This is a genomic window from Hydrogenophaga sp. T2 (genome assembly GCF_049843535.1).
Classification (GTDB): Bacteria; Pseudomonadota; Gammaproteobacteria; order Burkholderiales; family Burkholderiaceae_C; genus Hydrogenophaga; species Hydrogenophaga crocea.
This window is the reverse complement of record NZ_JBBHZJ010000001.1, coordinates 679472-702154: the sequence shown is the minus strand read 5'-3', so window position 1 is coordinate 702154 and position 22683 is coordinate 679472. Positions and strand designations below refer to the sequence as shown.

The window sequence follows — 22683 nt, the reverse complement described above, 5'->3', positions numbered from 1 at the left end:
AATCGCCCGATGACTTCGAATCCCGCCACGGACATCACCCCGCCCGCCACCCTGGCCAAGAGCGACCAGAACCTGGTCTGGATCGACTGCGAGATGAGCGGCCTCGACCCGGAAAAGGAGCGCCTGCTCGAGATCGCGGTGGTCATCACCGGCCCGCAGCTCACGCCGCGCGTCGAAGGCCCGGTGATCGTGATCCACCAGAGCGAGGCCGTGCTCGACGCCATGGACGCCTGGAACAAGGGCACCCATGGCCGCAGCGGCCTGATCGACAAGGTGCGCGCGAGCACCGTGAGCGAGGCCGAGGCCGAGCAGCAGCTGATCGACTTCATTGCCCGCTTCGTGCCCAAGCAGGCCTCGCCGCTGTGCGGCAACACCATCGGCCAGGATCGCCGCTTCCTCGTGAAGTACATGCCCCGGCTCGAGGGCTACCTGCACTACCGCAACGTGGACGTGAGCACGCTCAAGGAGCTGGCCAAACGCTGGAATCCGGCCGTGGTCGATGCGTTCAAGAAGCGCCAGCTGCACACCGCACTGGCCGACGTGCACGAGTCCATCGACGAGCTCGAGCACTACCGCGCGCACTTCCTGCGCTGACCCGGCGCCGGGGTGCTCCCGGCGAATACATGACAATACGGTGACATTCACACCGTGTTCACATGAAGAAGAAGTCCCGTACCTTCCTGGATCGCCACTTCGAGGCGCTGCAACTGGCCACCGCGGTGGCCTTTCTTCTGCTCGTGGGGCTCTACGCCTCGCTCACCGGTGCGTCGGGCACCGGGCTGGGCCAGGGCGCCGTCTGGCTGCTGATTGTCGCGGCCGCCGTGGGGGCCTACATGGCCATGAACATCGGCGCCAACGACGTGGCCAACAACATGGGCCCGGCCGTGGGCTCGGGCGCCATGACCATGGGCTGGGCCATCGTGGTGGCCGCGGTCTTCGAGGCCCTGGGCGCCATCGTGGCCGGCGGTGACGTGGTGGGCACCATCAAGGGCGGCATCATCGATCCGGCCGACATCGCCGACCCGACCCTGTTCGCCTGGGTGATGTTCTCCGCCCTGCTCGCGGGCGCCCTGTGGCTGAACCTGGCCACCGCGCTGGGCGCGCCGGTGTCGACCACGCACTCCATCATCGGTGCGGTGATGGGCGCAGGCATTGCCGCGGGCGGCTGGGGGCTGGTGAACTGGTCCACCATCGGCGCCATCGTGGCGAGCTGGGTGATCTCGCCGCTGGCGGGTGCGCTGATGGCTGCGGCCTTCCTCTACGTGATCAAACGCAGCGTGACCTACCGCACCGAGAAGACCGAGGCCGCCGCGCGCGTGGTGCCCATCCTGATCGCGCTCATGGTCTGGTCGTACACCACCTACATGCTGCTCAAGGGCGTCAACCAGGTGGTGAAGATCGACTTCGTGGTGGCGGTGATCGCCGGCCTGCTGTTCTCGGTGCTGGTCTGGGCCCTGGTGCGCGGGCCCATTGCGCGCGCGGCCCTGCGCCAGGACAACAGCAAGGACGGCGTGAACCAGCTGTTCATGTGGCCGCTGGTCTGCTCGGCCGCCTTGCTGAGCTTCGCGCACGGCGCCAACGACGTGGCCAACGCCGTCGGCCCGCTGGCCGCCATCTACGAGGCCGTGAAAGCCGGCGCCATCGCCACCAAGGCCGGCACGCCGATGTGGATCATGGTGCTGGGCGCGCTGGGCCTGTCGGTCGGTCTGGCGCTGTACGGTGCCAAGCTGATCCGCACCGTGGGCAAGGAGATCACCGAGCTCGACCAGATGCGCGCCTACTCCATCGCCATGGCCGCCACCGTCACGGTCATCGTCGCCTCGCAGCTCGGCATGCCGGTGTCCACCACCCACATCTCGATCGGCGCGGTGTTCGGCGTGGGCTTTCTGCGCGAGCTGCTCAAGGTCAACTACGCCAAGATGGAGGCCACGGTGCGCGCCGGCCACCAGGGCGCCGACCGTGAGGAGGTCGAGGCCTACATGCAGCGCTTCGAGGCCGCCGAGGTGCAGGAGAAAAAGCGCATGCTGGCCGAGATGAAGCAGCGCGCCAAGGTGCGCGGCCTCGATGGCGCGGTGTTCGCGAAAGACGAGCGCAAGGCCTTCAAGAAGGCCTACAAGAAGGAGATCGTCAAGCGCTCGGTGGTGATGCGCATCGTGGCGGCCTGGATCGTCACCGTGCCGGCCACCGCGGTGCTCGCGGCCCTGCTGTTCCACCTGGTGGCCGCGGTGCTCGGCTGACCGAAGGCTAGGGTTTTCCCGCGATCTGTGCGACAATCGCGGGCTTCGCTGGCAACGGCGAAGAAACTTGTGCATTGGCCTCACACACCCGGCCCCTGAACACCGCCACCGATTCCGCGTGCGCGAGCAGGGGCCACCGCTTCCGGGCGGACCGTTTGTGGTTGATGTTTTGTAACCACGAACGGATCCGACGCCCCGGGGCTTGAATCTCCCCTTCGCGCGGCATTCGGTCATTGGCGCCCATTTTTTCCGGGCGCAGGAACGAACATGAGCGACGCTTTCGAAGCGCGCGGCGACGCATCGCCCGCGACCTCCCCTGAACAACAAGCCCCCGAAGCGCCCGAGATGGCCGCGACGCCGGTGGACGCGAGCGCGTTCGCCGAGCTGGGCCTGGCGCCCGAACTGGTCGCCGCGGTGGCCGACCTCGGCTACTCGCAGCCCACGGCCGTGCAGGCCCGCGTGATGCCCCTGGCCATCAAGGCCGAAGGCGCCGAGCGCTACGCCGACCTGATGGTGTCGAGCCAGACCGGCAGCGGCAAGACCGCGGCCTTCCTGCTGCCCGTGCTGCACACCCTGATCCAGCAACAGGCCGCACGCGCCGAAGCCGAGCGCGCCGAGCGCGAACGCCTGGTGGCCGAGGCCCTGGCCCGCGGTGAAGCGCCGCCCAAGGCGCCCAAGCGCCAGAACCCGCTGCTGGCGCGCAACTTCAAGGCCGCCACGCCCGGCGCGCTGGTGTTGTGCCCCACGCGCGAACTCGCCCAGCAGGTGGCGCACGACGCCATCGACCTGGTGCGCCACTGCCGCGGCCTGCGCATCGCGAGCGTGGTGGGCGGCATGCCCTACCAGCTGCAGATCCAGCGCCTGCAGAACGCCGATCTGGTGGTCGCCACGCCGGGCCGCCTGCTCGACCTGCAGCGCTCCATGCAGCTCAAGCTCGACCAGGTGCAGTTCCTGGTGGTCGACGAAGCCGACCGCATGCTCGACCTCGGCTTCTCCGACGACCTTGCCGAGATCAACGCGCTCACCGCGCAGCGCCGCCAGACCATGATGTTCAGCGCCACCTTCGCGCCGCGCATCCAGCAGCTCGCCATGCGCGTGATGCACGACGACGGCGCCCACGTGCAGAAGGTGCAGATCGACTCGCCGCAGGAAAAGCACGCCAACATCAAGCAGGTGCTGTTCTGGGCCGACAACGCCGAGCACAAGCGCAAGCTGCTCGACCACTGGCTGCGCGATGCCTCCATCGACCAGGCCATCGTGTTCGCGAGCACGCAGATCGAGTGCGACGGCCTTGCCGGTGAACTGCAGCAGGCCGGCTTCGCGGCCGTGGCGCTGCACGGCGCGCTGAGCCAGGGCCTGCGCAACCGCCGCCTGATGGCGCTGCGCAATGGCCAGGTGCAGATCCTCGTGGCCACCGACGTCGCCGCGCGCGGCATCGACGTGCCCACCATCACCCACGTCTTCAACTTCGGCCTGCCCATGAAGGCCGAGGACTACACGCACCGCATCGGCCGCACCGGCCGCGCGGGCCGCGACGGCATCGCCGTGACCTTCGCGGAATTCCGCGACCGCCGCCGCGTGTTCGACATCGAGGCCTACACCCAGCAGCGCTTCAAGCCCGAGGTCGTGCCCGGCCTGGAGCCGCGCGAGCGCGCACCCCAGCCCGAGCGCGCCGGTGGCCGCGGCCGCCCCAACGGCGGTGGCGGCGCCGGCCGCTTCAACGCCCGTGGCGGCAACGACCGCTTCGGCGGCGACCGCCGCGGTGCGCCCGCGCGCGGCCCGCGCTTCGAAGGCCGCGACAGCGCGCCGCGTTTTGAAGGCCGCGACAGCGCTCCCCGCTTCGACCGTGACAGCGCCCCGCGTTTCGACCGCGATGCCGCGCCGCGTTTCGAACAGCGCTTCGACCCGCGCGACCGCGCGCCGCGCTTCGAGCAGCGCGACGCCGCGCCGCGTTTCGAGCCCCGTGGCGGCGAGCGCGTCGACGCCCGTGGCGAGCGCGCCGCGCCGCGCCAGGACAAGCGCTTCGATCCGCGCTTCGACAACCGCGCCCCGGCGCGCCCCGGTGCACGTCCGAGCGGCTTCGGTGACCGCCCGGCGTTCAACGACCGCCCGCGCCGCGGCCGCTGATCCGGCGCCTTCCTGCTGCAACGGGCCTTCGGGCCCGTTGCCGTTTGCGGCTCAGGCGTCGCTCCACTCGAGCACCTCCCAGGCGCCCTCGAGCAGCGGCGCGCCGAGCACCCGTGCCAGGTCCAGCCCCAGGCGCTGCAGCTGCCAGGGGTGCTCGCAGCCGTCCAGCGCCGTGTCGCTGGCGCGCTCCACCGTCCAGGTGGCGCGCGCGCTGTCGACGCGGCCGAAGCTCAGCGCCGGTGCCGCGCCCGCGCGCGGCGCCACGTGCAGCAGGTACTGGCCGCACAGCAGCAGGCGTTCGTCGGTGGGCTGGCCCGCGTCGTCGCGCCGCGCGAGCGCGATGCGCGGCCCCTGCGATGCCGGCAGGCGCTCCCACACCGCGAGGTGGCGGTCGTGCAGACCCGTCTGCACGATGCGGTCGGGCGTCTGGAACACGTTGTGCGGCGCGCCTGGTCCTTCGTCGCACACCGAGGCGGCCTCGGCGCTGCGGCCCAGCGAACCGTGGTGGCCCGCGGTCTGCACCCAGCGCACCCAGGTGCCGGTGTCGCGGCCGGCCGGCGTCTCCAGCAGGGTGCGCGCCCACACGCCCTGGTAGGCAGGCGGCACGCGCGCCGGGGCCAGCGGCGGCGCGCCCATGCCCGCCATGGCGGTCTCGCGGTTCTCCCTGATGTGCACGGCGCTGCCTCCTGCGGGTGTCGGTTGTCCGAATCGGTGCGGGCTTGGCCGCACCGGCTTCGCCCCCAAGCAGGCATAGCAATCAGCGGGCCAACCCCGCCCTCAGGCCTTGGGCGCGTGCAGCGGCACGAAGGGCGCGCGCGCCTCGTCGGCCAGTCCGTCGGTGAGGGTCTGCAGCAATTCGATCAGCTGGCGGCGCTGCTGGGGCGACAGCGGCGACAACAGCCGCTGGTAGGCGCGCTCCGCGGGTTCGCGCGCGGCCGCGTGCAGATCGCGCCCCTGCGGTGTGAGGCTCACCGTCATCTGGCGCCGGCTCACGCGCGAGCGCTCGCGCTGCACCAGACCGCGTTCTTCCAGGCCCTTGAGCACCCGCATCACCGTGACCTTGTCGAAGGCCAGGGCGCGCGCCAGGCGCGTCTGGTCCAGCCCCGGCTCGGCCGCCAGCACCGTGAGCACGCCGTACTGGGCCGGCGTGAGGCCGACCTCGGCGCACGCGCTTTCGAACACGGCGGCCGAGATCTGGTGCGTGCGGCGCAACAGGAAGCCCGGCCGTTGGTAAAGGTCGCTCAGCGTCATGGTGGTGGTGTGGAGGGACGCGGGATTCTACGGATGATGCGGTTCGTGATTCGGCGGATAGTAGGAAGCATGCTTACGTTTGGAGTGTGTCCATGGCCTTGCTGAACTCCCCTGCTCGCCGCCGCCTGCTGGGTGCGGCATTGTTGGCTTCGGCCGGCGTGGCGGCCGCCCAGAGTGCCGACGCACCGCTGCGGTTGATCGTGCCCTTCACCCCGGGCACGGGCATCGACCTGATCGCGCGCACGCTGGGGCCGCGCCTGTCCGAGCGGCTCAAGCGGCCGGTGGTGGTGGAAAACCGCGCGGGCGCGTCGGGCAACATCGGCACCGAGGCGGTGGTGCGCGCCGCGCCCGACGGCAGCACGCTGCTGGTGAGCGTGAACACGCTGGTGATGAACCGCAGCCTCTACCCGCAACTGGGCTTCGACCCGGTGCGCGACCTGCAGCCCATCGGCCTCACGAGCTGGGGCCAGCTGATCCTGGTCACGCACCCGCGCACCGGCTACAAGAGCGCGGCCGACCTCGTCGCCGCCGCCCGCCAGGCACCGGGCAGGCTCAACTACGCCTCGCCGGGCGTGGGCACGCCGCACCACCTGTCCATGGAACTGTTCAAGAACACGGCCCGGGTCTTCCTCACGCACATTCCCTACCGCGGCACCGGCCCCGCGGTGAGCGACCTCATCGGCGGCCAGGTCGACGCCATGTTCCTGCCGATCCACGTGGCGCTGCCGCAGGTGCGCAGCGGCCGCCTGGTGGCGCTGGGCATCGGCAGCGACAAGCGCCACCCGCTGCTGCCCGATCTGCCCACGCTGGCCGAAGCGCGCGCGGGCAACGTGAACGTGGACATGTGGTACGGCGTGTTCGCGCCCAAGGGCATGCCCGCGTCCCAGGTCGCCATGCTCAACCGCGAGATCAACGACATCCTGCGCAGCGACGAGGTGAAAAAGGCCTTCGAAGGGCAGGGCATGGATCCGGCCACCGACACGCCCGAGGCCTTCGGCCGTCTGGTGGCGCAGGACGCGGACCGCTGGGCCGCGCTGATCAAGGCCCAGAGCATCAAAGCCGAATGAGCGCGCTGAAGATCGCCGTCGTCGGGGGCGGCATTGCGGGCCTGGCGTTCGCGCTCGCGCTGCACCGGCGCGGCCTGGCCTGCGAGGTGTACGAGGCAGCACCCGAGATGAAGGAGCTGGGCGTGGGCATCACGCTGCTGCCGCACGCCGTGCAGGAGCTCGACACGCTGGGCCTGCTCGGCGAGCTCGAGGCCATCGCCATTGCCAACCGCGAAAGCGTGTTCTTCAACCGCTGGGGCCAGTTCGTCTACAGCGAGCCGCGCGGGCGGCACGCGGGTTATGCGCTGCCCGAGCTGGGCATCCACCGCGGCCGCCTGCACGGCGTGCTCTGGCGCGCGGCGCTGCAGCGCCTGGGCGCCGCACGGCTGCACACCGGCCGGCGCCTGCAGGGTCTGTCGCTGGGCGGGCGCGACGCCACGCTGCGCTTTCACGACGGCAGCCAGGTGCAGGCCGATCTGGTGGTGGCCTGCGACGGCGTGAACTCGGCCGTGCGCCGGCACTTCTTCCCCGAGGACCGCGTGTGCTACGCGGGCATCAACACCTGGCGCGGCGTCACGGTGCACAAGCCCATCCTCACGGGCCAGAGCTACCTGCGCATCGGCAGCATCGACACCGGCAAGATGGTGATCTACCCCATCGTGGACAACGTCGACGGTCAGGGCAACCAGCTCATCAACTGGGTGGCCGAGATCCGCGACCCCGCCGCGCGCATGAACGACTGGAACCAGCCCGGCCGGCTCGACGACTTCCTGCCCACCTTCGCCGCCTGGCGCTACGACTGGCTCGACGTGCCCGCGCTCATCACCGGCGCGCAGCAGATCTTCGAGTACCCCATGGTCGACAAAGACCCGCTGCCGCGCTGGCGCCACGGCCGCGTGACCCTCATGGGCGACGCCGCCCACCCGATGTACCCGCGCGGCTCCAACGGCTCGGCCCAGGCGCTGATCGACGCCCGAACCCTGGCCGACGCGCTCGCCGACACCCCCGCCGACCCCGAAGCCGCGCTGGAGCGCTACGAGGCGGCGCGCCGGGAGGCCACGGCGCGCGTGGTGCAGACCAACCGCACCCTGCCGCCCGACTTCATCATCATGAAGGCCGACGAGCTCAGCGGCGGCCAACCCTTCGGCCGCATCGACGACCTCATCAGCCAGGACGAACTGCGCGCCATTTCGGAGCATTACAAGCAGGTGGCCGGGTTCTCGCTCAAGGCCCGCTGAGGCGCCGTGGCGCATTTCCGACGGATGCGCCGGTGCTTGCGCTTCAGCGGTGGCGTACCGGGCCGGTAATGTGGCAATGTCCGCGGTCGAGACACCCCCATGGGTGTCGGAGCCCCTGTGCCCCAACCCACGCCCTCTTCGTCGCCCGCACCTGCCGTGCGCGTCCTGCGCTACGGTGGCGATGAGGCCTTTCCCCCATTCGAATCGCTCGACGCCCAGGGCCGCCCCGTGGGTTTCCACGTCGACCTGCTGGCGGCCCTCGGGCGCGAGCTGAACGCCACCATCGAGGTGTCGCTGCAGCCCTGGCCGGCCACCATCGAGGCCTTCCGGGCCGGGCGGGTCGACCTGGTGGCCATGGTCGAAACCACCAACCGCCGCGCCTTCGCGCGCTTCCTGCGCAGCCACGCGGCGCCGCTGCACGCGGTGTACCTGCCCGCCGGCGCCGCGGCGCCGCGCGCGCTGCAGGACCTGCAGGGCGTGCGCCTGGCCGTGCTCGACTCCGAGCCCATGCGCGAGAGCCTGGCGCGTTGGCTCTCGGGTGTGCGCGACCCGCTGCGTGTGGCCTCGCCGCAGGCCGCGCTCGACGCCGTGCAGCGCGGCGACGCCGACATGGCCCTGCTGCCGCGCTCGTACGGCGATCCCCTGCTGGCCGCCATGCCCGGCCTGGTCGCCGGCGAGCGCAGCTTCAGCCTGCAGACCTATGCCTTCGCCGTGCCGCCGGGCCGCGAGGCGCTGCGCACCGAACTGCAGGCCGCGATCGACCGTCTCGAAGCGAATGGCACGCTGCCGGCGCTGCGCGAACGCTGGCTGCCGGGCGAATCGGCCTTTGCGCACACGGAGCGGCTGGCCATGGCGCGCGACCTGCGCGTGCAGCAGCGCTGGACCTGGGGCCTGGCCGCGGGCGCCTCGGTGCTGCTGCTCGGATCGGCCTGGGCGCTTGCGCGCCGCGGCCGCGCCGTGGCGCGCGAGCGCCGGCAGCGCCATGCCGCCGAGCAGGCCCTGCGGCACGCGCAGGAACTGCTGGACCGCACTTTCCAGCGCAACCCCGAGCCCATGCTGCTGATCGACCACCGCAGCGGCGTGGTGCGCGACGCCAACGCCGCCCTGGCCGCGCTGCTCGGCGTTCCCGTCGAAGACCTCGTGGGCCAGACCCTGCGCGGGCTCGCCCACCACGCCGACCGCCTCGCGCTGCAGGGCATGGTGAACGCCATCAACACCGACGGCCTGTTCGACGGCCTGCCGCTCACCGTGACCCACCGCGACGGCACGCGCCGCGCCTGCCTGGTGCACGCCGAGCGGCTGCACGTGGGCGAGGCGAGCGCGGTGCTGTGCATCGTGCGCGACGTGAGCGGCCGCCTCGCGAGCGACGCGGGCTTTCGCCTCGCCTACGAGCAATTGCGCGACGAGGCCGCCCGCGAGGTGGGCGAGGCACCCCAGGCCCTGCAAGCGCCCGAGCCCCTGCCCGGCGAGGAGCGCGCGCGCGAGTTCACGCGCGCCGTCGCCCACGACCTGCGCGCGCCGCTGCTGGCCATCCAGGGCTTCGTGAGCCTGCTGCGCGAGCGCCTGGCGCTCGGCTACACCGACGAGGCGCTGGAGTACAGCGAGCAGGTCGAGAAGGCCACGCGCCGCATGAACGCCATGATCGAGGCGCTGAGCCACCTGGCCCAGGTGGAGCAGCGCGAGCAGGTGCGGCAGACCATCGACATGCGCGCCTTGTGCGAAGACACCTGGCGGCTGGTGCAGGCAGCCGATCCGCAGCGGGCGGTGGATGTGCGCATCGACGCACTGCCGCCGGCGCTGGGCGACCCCGACCTGGTGGCGCAGGTGTGGCAGAACCTGTTGCACAACGCCTGGAAGTACAGCCGCCGCAACCCCGAGGCGCGCGTACGCATCGACAGCCACAGCGAGGGCCTGCGCACCTGGTACCGCGTGACCGACAACGGCGTGGGCTTCGACATGGCGCGCGCCCAGCACCTGTTCCAGCCGTTCCGGCGCATGCACCCCTCATCGCAGTTCGAGGGCAGCGGCGTGGGCCTGAGCATGGTGCAGCGCATCGTGCGCCACCACGGCGGTCAGGTGCACCTGCGCAGCCAGGTGGGGGTGGGCACGGTGGCCGAGTTCACGCTCGACCCGGAACCCCCGGCGGCGCGGCCGCCGCAGACCGCCGCGCCGGCCGAGGCCTGAGGGCTCAGCCTTCGCCGCTGATGGTGACCAGCAGCTGGATCACCTCGGCGCACTCTTCCTGAATGCGCTGGATCGGGTAAACCTCGTCCGCGCCCGCGTCGGCGGGCAGGCGCTCGCGCAGCACCTCGGCCTGCGACAGGATGGCCGACATGCGCTCGAACAGCTCCGAGGTCACGGCGTGCACGTCGATCGGCGGGGCCGCGTCGGCGGCCGCAGCGGGCGCGGCCGGCGCGGTCGGCGTGGCAGGCTCGGCCTGGGCCGCTTCGGCCGCCGCCTGCGCGCGCGCCGTGGGCGACTCGGTCGGCCAGTTGATCATGGTGGGTTCGAAATCGGGCTGGTCGCCGCGGGCGGCCGCGGGCGGCGCCGGCCGCGGAGCCACCGCCGGTGCCGCGGCCCGGCGTTCGGGCAGCGGGCGGTCGTCGAGTTCGATCAGCTCCATGCCCTCGCCGCTGAGGATCTGCTGCACGCGCATGCGGATCAGGTCGCGGTCGATGGGCTTGGTGAAGAAGTCGAGCACGCCCGCGGCGAAGGCGCGCTGGCGGTGGCTGGCGTCGTTGTGCGAGGTCACCATGACCACCGAGGTGTGGTCGAGCTCGCGGTTCTCGCGCATGCGCTCGATCACGGCGTAGCCGTCGAGGTCGGGCAGTTCGGCGTCGACCACCAGCAGATCGGGCTTGTGCTGGGCCAGCTTGGCCAGGGCGTCGTCACCGCGCACGGCGAAATGCAGCTGGGCGAAGTCGAGCAGGGTGCGGGCCAGCAGGTGCACCATGCCGGGATCGTCATCGACGATCAGCACCTTGTGGCGTTGGGGCGCCGCGGGGGTGGTCATCGGCAAACTCCTGGTAGTGACGGCAAAGGCCGCATGGTCGCACACGAGCGCGCATTGAGGGGGACCCAAGGGGTTTCGGCAGCGCGGGCGACAACTTGAGTGTGGCGCGCAGGACGCAAGAGTAGGATGCGCGCCATGCCCAACCTCGCCGACACCCTCAAAGCCGAAATCGCCCGCGTGGCGCGCAAAGAACTCAAGGGCGAGGTCCAGTTCCTGCGCAAGGCCGTGGCCCACCACCGCAGCGAGATCGCGGCCCTCAAGCGCGAGATCAAGGCGCTGCAGTCCAACGGCCGGCAGTTGGGTCGGCGCCTGCAGCAGGCGCCCGCCGCGGCCCCGCAGCCGGCCCCGGCCGACGCGGCGCCGCGCCGGCGGGGCCGCCAGCCCGCGCCCTACAGCGCCGAGGCCTTCGCCGCCACGCGCCGGCGCCTGGGCCTCACGCAGGCCCAGATGGCGCAGCTGCTCGGGGTCTCGCCGCTGTCGATCTACAAGTGGGAATCGGGCCAGGTGATGCCGCGTGCCGCGCAGCTCGCGAAGATCGCCGGCCTCAAGAAGATGGGCGTGCGCGAGGCGCGCCGCCGCCTCGCCGAAGCCGCCTGATCGGGCCTGGCGCGCTCGCCTTGGGTGAATGGCCCTCGAAATATGATGGTCATCATAATGGCGCAGAATCGCGGCCTGCCCGAAACCCTCCCGCCATGGACACGCCCCTCAGCCGCAAGGAACAGACCCACGACCGCATCCTCGATGTGGCCGCGGGCGTGATGCGCGCGCACGGCTTCGACGGCGTGGGCGTGGCCGACATCATGAAGCGCGCGGGACTCACGCACGGCGGCTTCTATGCGCACTTCGCCTCGCGCGACGCGCTGCTCGCCGAGGCACTGGAGCGCGCCGGCCACGACAGCCGCAGCCGACTGCAGCGCGCGATCGACAAGGTCGGCGACGCGCCGGGCGAGCGCTTCCGCGCACTGGTCGAGGCCTACCTGTCCGAGCGCCACCTCAAGTCGCCCGACAGCGGCTGCCCGGTGGCCGCGCTGGCCTCCGAGATGCCGCGCCAGTCCGAGGCCGTGCGCGCCGCGGCCGCGCGCCGCATCGCGGGCCTGACCGACGCGGTCGCGGCCACGCTCGGCACCTCACGCGGCCGCGACGACGCGGCCATCGTCACCTCGCAGCTCGTCGGCGCGCTGCAGACCGCGCGGCTGCTCGGCGACAACGCCCAGGGGCGCCGCCACCTGGCCGCCAGCCGCGCCTTCCTGCTCGAACGCTTCGGCGCCCACTGATCCGTCCGTCCCCGCACGCGCCCCCGGGCGCTTTTTTGCAAACCTTCAATATGACGATCGTCATATTGAAGCCACCCAGGAGTCCCTCATGCAGATCCAGAACGCCACCGTCCTCATCACCGGTGCCAACCGCGGCATCGGTCTGGCCTTTGCGCGCGAAGCACTCGCGCGCGGCGCGCGCCGCGTGTACGCCGCGAGCCGCCAGCTCGGCGCGGTCACGCTGCCCGGCGTCACGCCGCTGCCACTCGACGTGACCGACCCCGAGCAGGTGGCGCGCGCCGTGCGCGAGGCCGGCGACGTGACGCTGCTGATCAACAACGCGGGCGTGGCCGAGACCGGCGGCTTCCTGGCGGACACGACACTCGAATCCACGCGGCGCCAGCTCGAGGTCAACTTCTTCGGCATGCTGCGCATGAGCCAGGCCTTCGCGCCCGTGCTCGCGGCCCACGGCGGCGGGGCGCTGCTCAATGTGCTGTCCATCGCGAGCTGGATCAACCGCCCGCTGCTCGGCACCTATGGCGCCACCAAGTCGGCCGCCTGGGCGCTCACCAACGGCCTGCGGCACGAGCTGCGCGCACAGGGCACGCAGGTCACCGCGCTGCACATGGGCTTTGTGGACACGGCGCTCACGCACGGCATCGACGCACCCAAGTCCACGCCCGAGGCCATCGTGGCCCGGGCCTTCGACGGCCTCGAAGCCGGCGCCGACGAGGTGCTGGCCGATGCGCTCACGCAGCAGGTCAAGGCCTCGCTCTCGAGCGCCACGCCGGCCTACCTCGCCGCGGCCTGAGCATGGACGCCACGCGCCTCATGCTCGGCGGCCCGGTGCTGCCCACGCTGCTGCGGCTGGCCGCGCCCAACGTGCTCGGCCTGTTCGCCGCCACCGTGGTGATCGGCTTCGACGGCTACATCGTGGGCCGGCTCGGCGCCGACGCGCTGGCCGGCGTGGCGGTGGTGCTGCCGCTGGCCATGCTCATGCTGCACATGTCGGCCGGCGGCCTGGGCGGCAGCACCACCGCGGTGGTGGCGCGCGCGCTCGGCGCGGGCGACGCCGCGCTGGCCACGCGCCTGGCGCAGCACGCGCTGGTGCTCGGGCTGATCGCCTCGCTGCTGTTCACTGCGCTGTTCGCCACGCCGCTGGTCTACCGCGCCATGGGCGCGCAGGGCGCGGTGCTGCACGAAGCGGGCCGCTACGCCGGCGTGCTGTTCGCGGGGGCCGCGGCGATCTGGGGCGTGAACGTGCTCGCGGGCGTGGCGCGCGGCGCGGGCCACATGGGCGCGGCCGCGCTCGCGCTGCTGGGCACCACGGCGCTGCACCTGCTGCTGTGCCCGCTGCTGGTGTTCGGCGCCGGGCCGGTGCCGGCGCTGGGCGTGGCGGGCGCGGCGGCGAGCACGGTCACGACCAACGCCGTGGCCGCGCTCGCGCTGCTCGCCTGGCTTTCGCGGCTGGGGCGGCGCGTGCGCCTGCTCGGGGTGCCGTGGACGCTGGACCGCGAGGGTTTCCGGCCGATCCTGCGCATCGCCTTGCCCTCGGCGCTCAACCCCTTGCTCAGCAACGGCTCGATCGCCTTCGCCACCGCCTACGTGGCCGGCTTCGGCAGCCTGGCGATCGCGGGCTACGGCATCGCGGCGCGGCTCGAATACATCCTGGTGCCCGTGGCCTTCGGCGTGGGCAGCGCGCTCACCGCCATGGTCGCGACCAACCTGGGCGCGGGCCAGGCGCCGCGCGCCAAGCGCGTGGCCTGGACCGGCGCGGCCCTGGTGTGGGCCCTCACCGGCACGATCGGCCTCGTGGCCGCGCTGTGGCCGCAGTTGTGGATGGCCGCGTTCAGCGCCGACCCCGCGGTGCAGGCCGCGGGCGCGGGCTACCTGCGCGTGGTGGGCGGCGCCTATGGCTTCTTCGGCCTCGGCCTGGCGCTGTTCTTCGCCTCGCAAGGCGCGGGCCGCCTGCTGTGGCCGCTGGTGGCGAGCGCGCTGCGCCTGCTGGTGGTGGGCCTGGGCGGCTGGCTCGCGTTGCACGCGCTGGGCGCGGGGCCGCAGGCGCTGTACGGCGTGGTGGCCGCGAGCCTGGCGCTCATGGGCCTGACGCTGGCCTGGGCCACGTGGCGCAGCAACTGGGGCGCAGCGCCACACTGACCGGCCGCGCTTTCAGCCAATGCTCATGAGCGTGGCGTTGCCCCCGGCCGCCGCCGTGTTCACGCTCAGCGCGCGCTCCACCACCAGGCGCTCTGCGGGCAGCTGCGTGTCGCCGGGCGCGAAGCGCTCCACCGGCACCACCGGGCCATCGCGCGCGGCCAGGGCCTGTTGCACGCGGCGCAGCGCGTCGAGATCGCCGTGCAGCAGCACGAGGTCGAAGGCCACACCGGGCGCGGTCCAGTCGCGCGCGAGCATGACGCGGGCGCGCGTGTCGGCCGGCAGTGCGCGCCACGTCGCCTCGGCCTCGGCCGGCCACAGCGCATGGCCGCCCGCCGCGAGCACGGCGCGCGTTTGTGTGAGGCGGTCGGCCTCGCTGCCGGCCAGGCACAGCACGCGCTCGCGCGGCACCAGCCGGTACAGGTTGCGCTCGCCCGTGGGGCCCGCGAGGCACTGGCCTTCGCCGCTGGCGGCCAGCGCGGTGGCGCGTTGCGCGCCATCGGCGGGCCGCTGCGACAGCAGGCGGTACAGGTAGAGCGGGCCGCCGGCCTTGGGCCCCGTGCCCGACAGGCCTTCGCCGCCGAAGGGCTGCACGCCCACCACCGCGCCCACCATGTTGCGGTTCACGTAGACGTTGCCCACGCGCGCCGCAGCCAGCACGCGCGCCACGGTTTCGTCGATGCGCGTGTGCAGGCCCAGCGTGAGGCCGTAGCCGGTGGCGTTGATCTGCGCGAGCAGGGCGTCGAGCTCGTCGCGGCGGTAGCGCAGCAGGTGCAGCACCGGGCCGAACACCTCGCGCCCGAGCTCGCCGAGGTGACCAATCTCGATCAGCGTGGGCGGCACGAAGTGGCCCGGCGGCAGCGCTTCGCCCGCGCCGTGCCACGCCTGGTGCACGCGGTGGCCGCGCGCGCGCATCGCGTCGATGTGGCGCTGGATGTTGGCGTGCGCTTCGGCATCGATCACCGGGCCCAGGTCGGTGGCCAGCCGCGCCGGGTCGCCCACGCGAAGCTCGGCCATCGCGCCCAGCAGCATCCCGGTCACGCGATCGGCCACGTCGTCCTGCACGCACAGCACGCGCAGCGCCGAGCAGCGCTGGCCCGCGCTGTCGAAGGCCGAAGCGATGGCGTCGGCCACCACCTGCTCGGCCAGGGCCGAGGCGTCCACGATCATCGCGTTCTGGCCGCCGGTCTCGGCGATCAGCGGCACCGGCCGGCCCCGCGCGTCAACGCGGCCCACGAGCGCGCGCTGCAGCAGCCGCGCGACCTCGGTGGAGCCGGTGAAGAGCACGCCCATCACGCGCGGGTCGGCCACCAGCGGGGCGCCGACGGTGGCGCCGTCGCCGGGCAGCAGCTGCACCGCTTCGCGCGGCACGCCCGCGTCCCACAGCGCCTGCACCGCGGCCTGCGCAACCAGCGGCGTCTGCTCCGCGGGCTTGGCCAGCACCACGTTGCCCGCCGCGAGCGCGGCCGCCACCTGGCCCATGAAGATCGCGAGCGGGAAGTTCCAGGGGCTGATGCAGACCACGGGCCCGAGCGGGCGGTGCGTGTCGTTGTGAAACTGCTCGCGCACCTGGGCCGCGTAGTAGCGCAGGAAGTCCACCGCCTCGCGCACCTCGCCCACGGCGTTGGCCGCGGTCTTGCCCGCTTCGTGGATCAGCAGCGCCATGAGCGCGGGCCTGTCGCGCTGCAGCCGGTCGGCCGCGGCCTCGAGCCGCTGCGCGCGCTCGGATGCGGGCACCGCGGCCCAGGCGCTCGCGTGGTCGGCGGCGCGCTGCAGCGCGGCGGCGATCTCGCCGGCGCTGGCGTCGGGCACACGCTGTCGTGGCTGCAGCGGCGGCCGCTGCGCGGCCTCGGCCAGTTCGTGGGCCAGCTCGCGCAGCTGCGCTTCGTTGGACAGGTCCAGGCCCGTCGAATTGCGCCGCGCCGCGCCATACAGGTCGACCGGCAGCGGGATGGCCGGGTGCGGAAGCCCCAGCGTGCCCTCGTCGCGCGCCATGGCCTCGATGGCTTCCACCGGGTCGCGCACGAGTTCGTCGAGCGGCACGCCCGGGTCGGCGATGCGGTGCACGAACGAGGTGTTGGCCCCGTTCTCGAGCAGCCGGCGCACCAGGTAGGCCAGCAGCGTTTCGTGCGTGCCCACGGGTGCGTAGATGCGGCAGGGCCGGCCCAGGCCACCCTGTTCGGGGCTGCGCACCACGGGCTCGTACAGCGGCTCGCCCATGCCGTGCAGGCACTGGAATTCGTACTGCTCCGGATGCCACGCGCCCGGGTCGGCGAGTTCGTGGATGGCCGCGAGCGTGTGCGCGTTGTGCGTGGCGAACTGCGGGTAGACGGCCTGCGGCGCCGCGAGCAGGCGGCGCGCGCAGGCGATGTAGGCCACGTCGGTGTAGGGCTTGCGCGTGTACACCGGGTAGCCGGGCAGGCCGTCGAGTTGCGCGCGCTTGATCTCGCTGTCCCAGTACGCGCCCTTCACCAGCCGCACCATGAGCCGGCGCTGGCTGCGCGTGCCGAGGTCGATGAGGTGCTCGATCACCGCGGGGCAGCGCTTCTGGTAGGCCTGCACCACGAAGCCCAGGCCGTTCCAGCCGCGCAGCGTCGGCTCGAAGCAGAGCCGCTCGAGCAGGTCGAGCGAGAGCTCGAGCCGGTCGGCCTCTTCGGCGTCGATGTTGAGTCCGATGCCGTGCTGCCGCGCGAGCGTGCACAGCCGCAGCAGCACCGGGTAGAGCTCGTCCATCACGCGGTCTTGCTGCGCGCGGCTGTAGCGCGGGTGCAGGGCCGAGAGCTTGATCGAGATGCCCGGGCCCTGGTACACGCCGCGGCCCGCCGAGGCGCGGCCGATCGCGTCGATCGCGTCTTCGTAGGCGAGGCGGTAGCGCGCCGCATCGTGCGCGGTCAGCGCGGCCTCGCCGAGCATGTCGAACGAGTAGCGGAAGCCCTCGGCCTCGCGCACACGGGCCTTGCGCAGGGCCTCGGCGATGGTCTCGCCGGTGACGAACTGCTCGCCCATCAGGCGCAGCGCCATGTCCACGCCGCGGCGGATCAGCGGCTCGCCCCCCAGGCCCACGAGCCGCGCGAGCGCACTCGACAGGCCGGACTCGCTGTGCGTGGCCACCAGCTTGCCGGTGATGAGCAGGCCCCAGGTGGCCGCGTTCACGAACAGCGAGGGGCTCTGGCCCAGGTGTGCGTGCCAGCGGCCCTGCGCGATCTTGTCGCGGATCAGCGCGTCGCGCGTGGCGGTGTCGGGAATGCGCAGCAGCGCCTCGGCCAGGCACATGAGCGCCACGCCCTCCTGCGACGACAGCGCGTATTCCTGCAGCAGGTTCTGCACCAAGCCCGCGCGGCCCGCCGAGGCCTTGCGTTCGCGCAGGCCTTGCGCGAGCCGGCGCGCCAGCGCCTGCGTGGCCTGCGCCGTCGCGGCGGGCAAGCGCGCGGCGGCCACCAGGGCCGGCAACAACTCGGGTTCGGGCGTGCGCCAGGCCGCGGTGATGGCGCGGCGCAGCGGGGTATCGGCCAGGGGGGAGGGCGGGGTGAGCAGGGTGTCCATGAATGGGCAGGAAGCTGTGCAATGGCAGCAGTCTCTTGCATATTTCATGGCATATTGTTCGGAAATTCCGTGTTTCAGCCGAATGATTCACCACCATGCCCGACGTGAGCGAACTCGACCGCATCGACCGCCGCATCCTGCAGACCCTGCAGGACGATGGCCGCATCGCCAACCTCAAGCTCGCCGAAGCGGTGGCCTTGTCGCCCACGGCGGTGCTGGCGCGCGTGCAGCGGCTCACGCGTGAGGGCTACATCCTGGGCTACGAGGCGCGGCTGAACCCGGCCCTGCTGGGCGCGGGCCTGCTGGTGTTCGTCGAGGTGCTGCTCGACCGCACCACCACCAACGTGTTCGAGCAGTTCCGCGCCGCGGTGCAGGTGCGCCCCGAGATCCTCGAATGCCACATGGTCGCGGGCGGCTTCGACTACCTCGTGAAGACGCGCGTGGCCGACATGGAGGCCTACCGCCGCTTCGCCGGCACGGTGTTGTGGCAGCTGCCGGGCGTGCGCGAGACGCGCACCTACGCGGTGATGGAAGAGGTGAAGAGCTCGGCCAAGCTGCACCTGGGCTGAGCGCCTTCGCCCATCGATCCGGTCGCTGTTGCACATAGACGGCGATCGGACCGCGATCGCACGGCGATCGCCATCGCCTTGTACCGCCTTGCGCCGCCGCGCACATCGACGCCATCCATGCGCCGCATCGTTGCGGTCTATTCGACAGCGCGCAGCCTCACCCATACAGTCCGGTCCCGCCAAGAAGGCCGGCCAGCGCAGGCCGGTCACACAACAACGGAGACACGACGATGGGCCTGAACCCTTCCAACAACGACACGACGAAGGGGGCGCCGTGAAGCGTTTGCTCTCCCTCGTCGAAACCCTGGCCGCGCTCGCGCTGCTGCTGATCGCGCTGCTCACCGCGGCCAACGTGTTCGTGCGCTACTGCTTCGACTGGCAGATCCCCGACTGGTTCGACGGCACGCAGATGCTGCTCGGTGTGGCCATGTTCTGGGGCATCGCCATCGCCACCTACTACGGCAACCACATCGCGGTCGACCTGCTGTGGGAAGCGCTGGGCCGCCGCGGCCGCCTGTGGATCGACCTGCTCGCCACCGCGATCACGCTGGCCTTCCTCGTGCCGCTGGCCTGGATGGTGTGGGTGAAGGTGGGCGGCACCGGCAGCCAGAGCACCATGGACCTGCGCCTGCCGCTGGTGTGGTTCTACAGCGCCGGTGCGGTCGGCGCCACGGTGGCCGCGGGGCTGGCGCTGGTGCGCCTGCTGCAGCTGCCGCTGGGCCGCGAGGCCCGCCTGGACGACGCCGAAGGCGCGAACGCGGAGGCCGTCCATGGATCGTGATCTCGTCGCCCTGCTGGGCTTCGTCGGCATGTTCGCGCTCATGGCGCTGCGCGTGCCCATCGGCGTGGCCATGGGCATCGCGGGCGTGGCGGGCTTCGGCGCGCTCGCCGGCTTCACGCCCGGCCTGAACCTGCTGGCCAACGTGCCGCTGTCGGTGCTCACCGACTACAACCTCATCGTCATTCCCATGTTCATCCTCATGGGGGCCTTCGCCTCGCACTCGGGCATGAGCGCCGAGCTGTTCGCGGCCGGCAGGGCCTGGCTGCACCACCGGCGCGGCGGTCTCGCGCTCGCGTCCATCGCGGCCTGCGGCGGCTTCTCGGCCATCAACGGCTCGTCGGTGGCCACGGCCGCCACCATGACCCAGGTGGCCCTGCCCGAGATGCGCCGCGCGGGCTACGAGCCCGGCGTGTCCGCGGGCCTGATCGCCGCGGGCGGCACGCTGGGCATCATGATCCCGCCCTCGGTGATCCTGGTGCTCTACGGCCTCATGACCGAGGTCGACATCACCCAGCTGTTCGCGGCCGGCGTGGTGCCGGGCCTCATGGCGATCGCGTTCTACGCCATCACCGTGGCCATCATCGCGCGCGTGCGGCCCGAGTGGATGCCGCGCGGCGAGCGCCACGGCTGGGGCGAGCGCCTGGCCTCGCTCAAGCCGCTGTGGGCCGTGGTGCTGCTGTTCGTGTTCGTGCTCGGCGGCATCTACGGCGGCCTGTTCACCGTGCAGGAAGCCGCGGGCGTGGGCGCGGCGGGCACGCTGCTGATCGGCATCGCGCGCGGCCGGCTGCGCTGGCCGCAGATCAAGGGCGCGCTGATCGGCGCGCTGCGCGTGTCCTCGGCCATCATGACCATCGTGGTCGGCGCCTACCTGTTCGGCTACTTCCTCACCATCACGCAGTTCACGCAGAACGCGGTGGCCTTTCTCGTGCACCTGCCCATCGGCCCCTACGGCGTGCTCGCGCTCATCATGGTGGGCTACCTGATCCTGGGCGCGGTGATGGACGAGCTCGCGATGATCCTGCTCACCGTGCCCATCGTGTTCCCGGCCATGGTGCAGCTGGGCTTCGACCCGGTGTGGTTCGGCGTGATCGTGGTCATGGCCGTGACCTTCGGCATGATCTGCCCGCCCGTGGGCATGAACGTGTTCGTGATCAATTCGATCGCGCGCGACATGTCGCTGGGCCGCATCTACCGCGGCACCATGCCCTTCATCGCGGCCGACGTGCTGCGCCTGCTGGTGCTCTGCGCCTTCCCCTCGCTCTCGCTCTGGCTGCCCGGCCTCATCGCATGAGCCTGCGCACCGACGATTTCCGCGCCCGCGCGCGGCGCTACCTGCCGCGCTTCGTGTTCGACTACGTGGACGGCGGCGCCGAAGACGAGCGCTGCCTGCGCCGCAACCGCGACGACCTCGACGCGCTGCGCCTGGTGCCGAACTGCCTGCGCGACACCAGCGCCATCGACACCGCGGTCGAGGTGTTCGGCCGGCGCTGGGCGCATCCGGTGGGCGTGGCGCCCGTGGGCTTCAACGGCCTGGTGCGCCCGCAGGGCGACGTGCTGCTCGCGCGCGCGGCGGCCGCGCAGGGCCTGCCCTTCGTGTTGTCCACGGCGTCGAACGCGCGCCTGGAGGCGGTGCGCGCGGCCGCGCCCGAGGCCGTGCTGTGGATGCAGCTCTACGTGATGGGTGAACGCGCCATCGCCGAGCAGATCGTGCGCCGCGCCAAGGCCGCGCGCTTCGAGGCCCTGGTGCTTACGGTGGACGTGCCCGTGAGCGGCCTGCGCGAGCGCGACGTGCGCAACGGCTTCCGGCTGCCGTTTCGCCCCGGCCCGCGCATGCTCTGGGACCTGGCCAGCCACCCGGCGTGGTCGCTGGGCATGGCGCGCCAGGGCGCGCCCGGCTTCGTGAACCTCTCGGAACACGCCGATGGCGCGGCCTCCGCCCAGGTGCAGGCCGCGCTGCTCGCGCGCGCCATGGACCGCAGCCTGGTGTGGGACAGCCTGGCCTGGCTGCGCGGCCTCTGGAGCGGGCCGCTGCTGCTCAAGGGCGTGCTGCACCACGGCGACGCGCGGCGCGCGCTGCAGGCCGGTGTGGACGGGCTCATCGTGTCCAACCACGGCGGCCGCCAGCTCGACGCCGCGCCCTCGAGCATCTCGGTGCTCGGCGGCATCCTGGACGCGGTCGAGGGCCGCGTGCCGGTGTTCGCCGACAGCGGCTTTCGCCGCGGCAGCGACGTGCTCAAGGCGGTGGCGCTGGGGGCGCGCGGCGTTTTTCTGGGCCGCCATGCGGTGTGGGGCCTGGCGGCGGGCGGCGAGGCCGGCGCGCGCGAGGCGCTTGCGCTGATCGGCAGCGAGATCGAACGCACGATGACGCTGATGGGCGCGGCCTCGCTGCGCGAACTCGGGCGCGGTCAGCTCGCGCCGGCCTTCGCCGAGGCGCTCACAGCCGGGTTCACAGCCCGCTGAGCGAGCGCCGGACCTCGTCGCGCAGCCACTTGTGCGCCGAGGCGTTTTCCTGCCGCGCATGCCAGTGCATGCGCACCTCGAAATCGGGGATGGGTACCGGCAGTTCGGCCATGCGCAGGCGGCGCTGGCTCACGAACAGCTCGGCCACGCGGCTGGGCAGCACCACCACGAGGTCGCTGTCTTCCACCAGGCTGGGCAGCACCGAGAACTGCGGCACCAGCGCCACCACGCGGCGCTGCACGCCGCGCTCGGCCAGCGCGCCGTCGATCAGCGCATGGCCCGACGAGGGCGAGGTGACCATGACATGGCGCGCGCGGCTGAAGGTGTCGAGGTCGATCACCGCGTCGGTGCACGGGTGGTCGTGCGCCAGCAGGCACACGTAGCGCTCGCGAAACAGCAGCTCGTTGCGCGTGTGCGTGTGCAGGCTGGGCAGGTTGCCGATGGCGAGGTCGAGCGTGCCGCGTGCGAGCTCGTCGAGCAGCGTGTCGTTGAGCTGCACGAACTCGGCCTGGATGCTGGGCGCCTCCACCTGGAAGCGCTTGAGCAGCGGCGGCGTGAAGAACAGCGAGCCGATGTCGGACAGCGCGATGCGAAAGCGCCGCGTGGAGTGCAGCGGCTGGAAGCTCGCGCGCGAGTCGAGCGTGCCCTCGATGGCCATGAGCGCCACGCTCAGTTGCTCGTGCAGCCGTTCGGCCACCGCGGTGGGCACCAGGCCCGCGCTGCCGCGTGAGAACAGGCGGTCGTTGTAGAGCACGCGCAGGCGCGCCAGCGCGTGGCTGATGGTGGGCTGCGTGAGGTTGAGCCGCTCCGCGGCCTGGGTGACGCTGCGGGTCTCGTAAATCGAGACGAAGGCGCGCACGAGGTTCAGGTCGAAGCGGGTGGGGATGTCGTCTGCCGGGGTCTTCGCCATCTTGTTGTTCGATGTGTAACAAGGATTCTATCGATAGGATTTATGCGGCTCGCTCCCTAGCATCCGCGGACAACACCAGCGCCCCCGGCGCATTCCACGGA

The 22683-nt window shown here is 72.1% G+C and carries 19 protein-coding genes; 14 read left to right on the top strand and 5 right to left on the bottom strand.

Features of this window, described 5'->3' with window-relative positions; genetic code table 11:
• Positions 1-9: 9 nt before the first annotated feature.
• The 3 genes from orn (at position 10) to WDZ95_RS03255 (ending at position 4364) form a co-directional block, all read left to right on the top strand.
• Entirely contained in the window at positions 10-594 is a 585-nt protein-coding gene (gene orn / locus WDZ95_RS03265) for an oligoribonuclease (RefSeq protein ID WP_425776174.1), read from the top strand.
• Positions 595-656: 62 nt separating this feature from the next.
• Positions 657-2237: an inorganic phosphate transporter gene (locus tag WDZ95_RS03260; protein WP_425776173.1), complete on the top strand. Its 1581-nt coding sequence runs from the start codon at positions 657-659 to the stop codon at positions 2235-2237.
• Between the two features lie 267 nt (positions 2238-2504).
• Positions 2505-4364: a DEAD/DEAH box helicase gene (locus WDZ95_RS03255; RefSeq protein ID WP_166227234.1), complete on the top strand. Its 1860-nt coding sequence runs from the start codon at positions 2505-2507 to the stop codon at positions 4362-4364.
• 51 nt (positions 4365-4415) lie between these two features.
• Here WDZ95_RS03255 and WDZ95_RS03250 read toward each other — a convergent pair whose 3' ends face one another.
• A complete protein-coding gene (locus WDZ95_RS03250) occupies positions 4416-5039 on the bottom strand; it encodes a hypothetical protein (RefSeq protein ID WP_425776172.1) in 624 nt (207 codons plus the stop codon).
• Positions 5040-5141: 102 nt separating this feature from the next.
• The gene (locus WDZ95_RS03245; RefSeq protein WP_425776171.1) at positions 5142-5615 is read right to left on the bottom strand and encodes a MarR family winged helix-turn-helix transcriptional regulator; all 474 of its coding nucleotides are present in this window, start codon (positions 5613-5615) and stop codon (positions 5142-5144) included.
• A gap of 92 nt (positions 5616-5707) precedes the next feature.
• On the opposite strand from WDZ95_RS03245, the gene WDZ95_RS03240 reads away from it, so the two are divergent.
• The 3 genes from WDZ95_RS03240 to WDZ95_RS03230 all read left to right on the top strand — a co-directional run bounded on the left by WDZ95_RS03240 (position 5708) and on the right by WDZ95_RS03230 (position 10083).
• Complete coding sequence (locus WDZ95_RS03240; RefSeq protein ID WP_166227231.1) at positions 5708-6682, top strand: tripartite tricarboxylate transporter substrate binding protein; 975 nt, start codon at positions 5708-5710, stop codon at positions 6680-6682.
• Positions 6683-6687: 5 nt separating this feature from the next.
• Complete coding sequence (locus WDZ95_RS03235; protein ID WP_425776256.1) at positions 6688-7899, top strand: flavin-dependent oxidoreductase; 1212 nt, start codon at positions 6688-6690, stop codon at positions 7897-7899.
• A gap of 156 nt (positions 7900-8055) precedes the next feature.
• On the top strand, positions 8056-10083 hold the full coding sequence (locus WDZ95_RS03230) for an ATP-binding protein (protein ID WP_425776170.1): 2028 nt from the start codon (positions 8056-8058) through the stop codon (positions 10081-10083).
• Between the two features lie 4 nt (positions 10084-10087).
• On the opposite strand, the gene WDZ95_RS03225 is transcribed toward WDZ95_RS03230, so the two are convergent.
• Positions 10088-10912, bottom strand: a complete 825-nt coding sequence (locus WDZ95_RS03225; protein WP_425776169.1) for a response regulator — start codon at positions 10910-10912, stop codon at positions 10088-10090.
• A 135-nt stretch (positions 10913-11047) separates the two neighbouring features.
• Between WDZ95_RS03225 and WDZ95_RS03220 the strand changes: the two genes are divergently transcribed.
• The 4 genes from WDZ95_RS03220 (at position 11048) to WDZ95_RS03205 (ending at position 14322) form a co-directional block, all read left to right on the top strand.
• A complete protein-coding gene (locus WDZ95_RS03220; protein WP_166227228.1) occupies positions 11048-11509 on the top strand; it encodes a helix-turn-helix domain-containing protein in 462 nt (153 codons plus the stop codon).
• Between the two features lie 95 nt (positions 11510-11604).
• Positions 11605-12186, top strand: coding sequence for a TetR/AcrR family transcriptional regulator (locus tag WDZ95_RS03215; protein ID WP_425776168.1), 582 nt, complete (start codon positions 11605-11607; stop codon positions 12184-12186).
• Between the two features lie 88 nt (positions 12187-12274).
• Positions 12275-12976 (top strand): SDR family oxidoreductase, encoded by a 702-nt coding sequence (locus tag WDZ95_RS03210; RefSeq protein WP_425776167.1) that lies wholly within the window; start codon positions 12275-12277, stop codon positions 12974-12976.
• A 2-nt stretch (positions 12977-12978) separates the two neighbouring features.
• Entirely contained in the window at positions 12979-14322 is a 1344-nt protein-coding gene (locus tag WDZ95_RS03205; protein WP_425776166.1) for an MATE family efflux transporter, read from the top strand.
• A 12-nt stretch (positions 14323-14334) separates the two neighbouring features.
• Here WDZ95_RS03205 and putA read toward each other — a convergent pair whose 3' ends face one another.
• A complete protein-coding gene (putA, locus tag WDZ95_RS03200) occupies positions 14335-17862 on the bottom strand; it encodes a bifunctional proline dehydrogenase/L-glutamate gamma-semialdehyde dehydrogenase PutA (RefSeq protein WP_425776165.1) in 3528 nt (1175 codons plus the stop codon).
• Positions 17863-17957: 95 nt separating this feature from the next.
• Between putA and WDZ95_RS03195 the strand changes: the two genes are divergently transcribed.
• The 4 genes from WDZ95_RS03195 (at position 17958) to WDZ95_RS03180 (ending at position 21672) form a co-directional block, all read left to right on the top strand.
• Complete coding sequence (locus WDZ95_RS03195) at positions 17958-18431, top strand: Lrp/AsnC ligand binding domain-containing protein (protein WP_425776164.1); 474 nt, start codon at positions 17958-17960, stop codon at positions 18429-18431.
• Positions 18432-18705: 274 nt separating this feature from the next.
• Positions 18706-19212 (top strand): TRAP transporter small permease, encoded by a 507-nt coding sequence (locus tag WDZ95_RS03190; protein WP_166227222.1) that lies wholly within the window; start codon positions 18706-18708, stop codon positions 19210-19212.
• Positions 19202-20503 carry a TRAP transporter large permease gene (locus tag WDZ95_RS03185; RefSeq protein ID WP_287468945.1) on the top strand — a complete coding sequence of 434 codons (1302 nt, stop codon included), beginning with the start codon at positions 19202-19204 and terminating at the stop codon, positions 20501-20503. The genes WDZ95_RS03190 and WDZ95_RS03185 overlap by 11 nt, the downstream gene beginning before the upstream one ends.
• Positions 20500-21672, top strand: coding sequence for an alpha-hydroxy acid oxidase (locus tag WDZ95_RS03180; RefSeq protein ID WP_425776163.1), 1173 nt, complete (start codon positions 20500-20502; stop codon positions 21670-21672). The genes WDZ95_RS03185 and WDZ95_RS03180 overlap by 4 nt, the downstream gene beginning before the upstream one ends.
• On the opposite strand, the gene WDZ95_RS03175 is transcribed toward WDZ95_RS03180, so the two are convergent.
• Positions 21659-22582, bottom strand: coding sequence for a LysR family transcriptional regulator (locus WDZ95_RS03175; protein WP_287468942.1), 924 nt, complete (start codon positions 22580-22582; stop codon positions 21659-21661). The genes WDZ95_RS03180 and WDZ95_RS03175 overlap by 14 nt on opposite strands.
• Positions 22583-22683: the final 101 nt, after the last annotated feature.

Excerpts from the sequence above, each read along its gene's own strand:
- orn (WP_425776174.1), top strand. The coding sequence starts at position 10 with ATGACTTCGAATCCCGCCACGGACATCACCCCGCCCGCCACCCTGGCC.
- WDZ95_RS03260 (WP_425776173.1), top strand. The coding sequence starts at position 657 with ATGAAGAAGAAGTCCCGTACCTTCCTGGATCGCCACTTCGAGGCGCTG.
- WDZ95_RS03255 (WP_166227234.1), top strand. The coding sequence starts at position 2,505 with ATGAGCGACGCTTTCGAAGCGCGCGGCGACGCATCGCCCGCGACCTCC.
- WDZ95_RS03245 (WP_425776171.1), bottom strand. The coding sequence starts at position 5,615 with ATGACGCTGAGCGACCTTTACCAACGGCCGGGCTTCCTGTTGCGCCGC.
- WDZ95_RS03240 (WP_166227231.1), top strand. The coding sequence starts at position 5,708 with ATGGCCTTGCTGAACTCCCCTGCTCGCCGCCGCCTGCTGGGTGCGGCA.
- WDZ95_RS03225 (WP_425776169.1), bottom strand. The coding sequence starts at position 10,912 with ATGACCACCCCCGCGGCGCCCCAACGCCACAAGGTGCTGATCGTCGAT.
- WDZ95_RS03220 (WP_166227228.1), top strand. The coding sequence starts at position 11,048 with ATGCCCAACCTCGCCGACACCCTCAAAGCCGAAATCGCCCGCGTGGCG.
- WDZ95_RS03215 (WP_425776168.1), top strand. The coding sequence starts at position 11,605 with ATGGACACGCCCCTCAGCCGCAAGGAACAGACCCACGACCGCATCCTC.
- WDZ95_RS03210 (WP_425776167.1), top strand. The coding sequence starts at position 12,275 with ATGCAGATCCAGAACGCCACCGTCCTCATCACCGGTGCCAACCGCGGC.
- WDZ95_RS03205 (WP_425776166.1), top strand. The coding sequence starts at position 12,979 with ATGGACGCCACGCGCCTCATGCTCGGCGGCCCGGTGCTGCCCACGCTG.
- putA (WP_425776165.1), bottom strand. The coding sequence starts at position 17,862 with ATGGACACCCTGCTCACCCCGCCCTCCCCCCTGGCCGATACCCCGCTG.
- WDZ95_RS03195 (WP_425776164.1), top strand. The coding sequence starts at position 17,958 with ATGCCCGACGTGAGCGAACTCGACCGCATCGACCGCCGCATCCTGCAG.
- WDZ95_RS03185 (WP_287468945.1), top strand. The coding sequence starts at position 19,202 with ATGGATCGTGATCTCGTCGCCCTGCTGGGCTTCGTCGGCATGTTCGCG.
- WDZ95_RS03180 (WP_425776163.1), top strand. The coding sequence starts at position 20,500 with ATGAGCCTGCGCACCGACGATTTCCGCGCCCGCGCGCGGCGCTACCTG.
- WDZ95_RS03175 (WP_287468942.1), bottom strand. The coding sequence starts at position 22,582 with ATGGCGAAGACCCCGGCAGACGACATCCCCACCCGCTTCGACCTGAAC.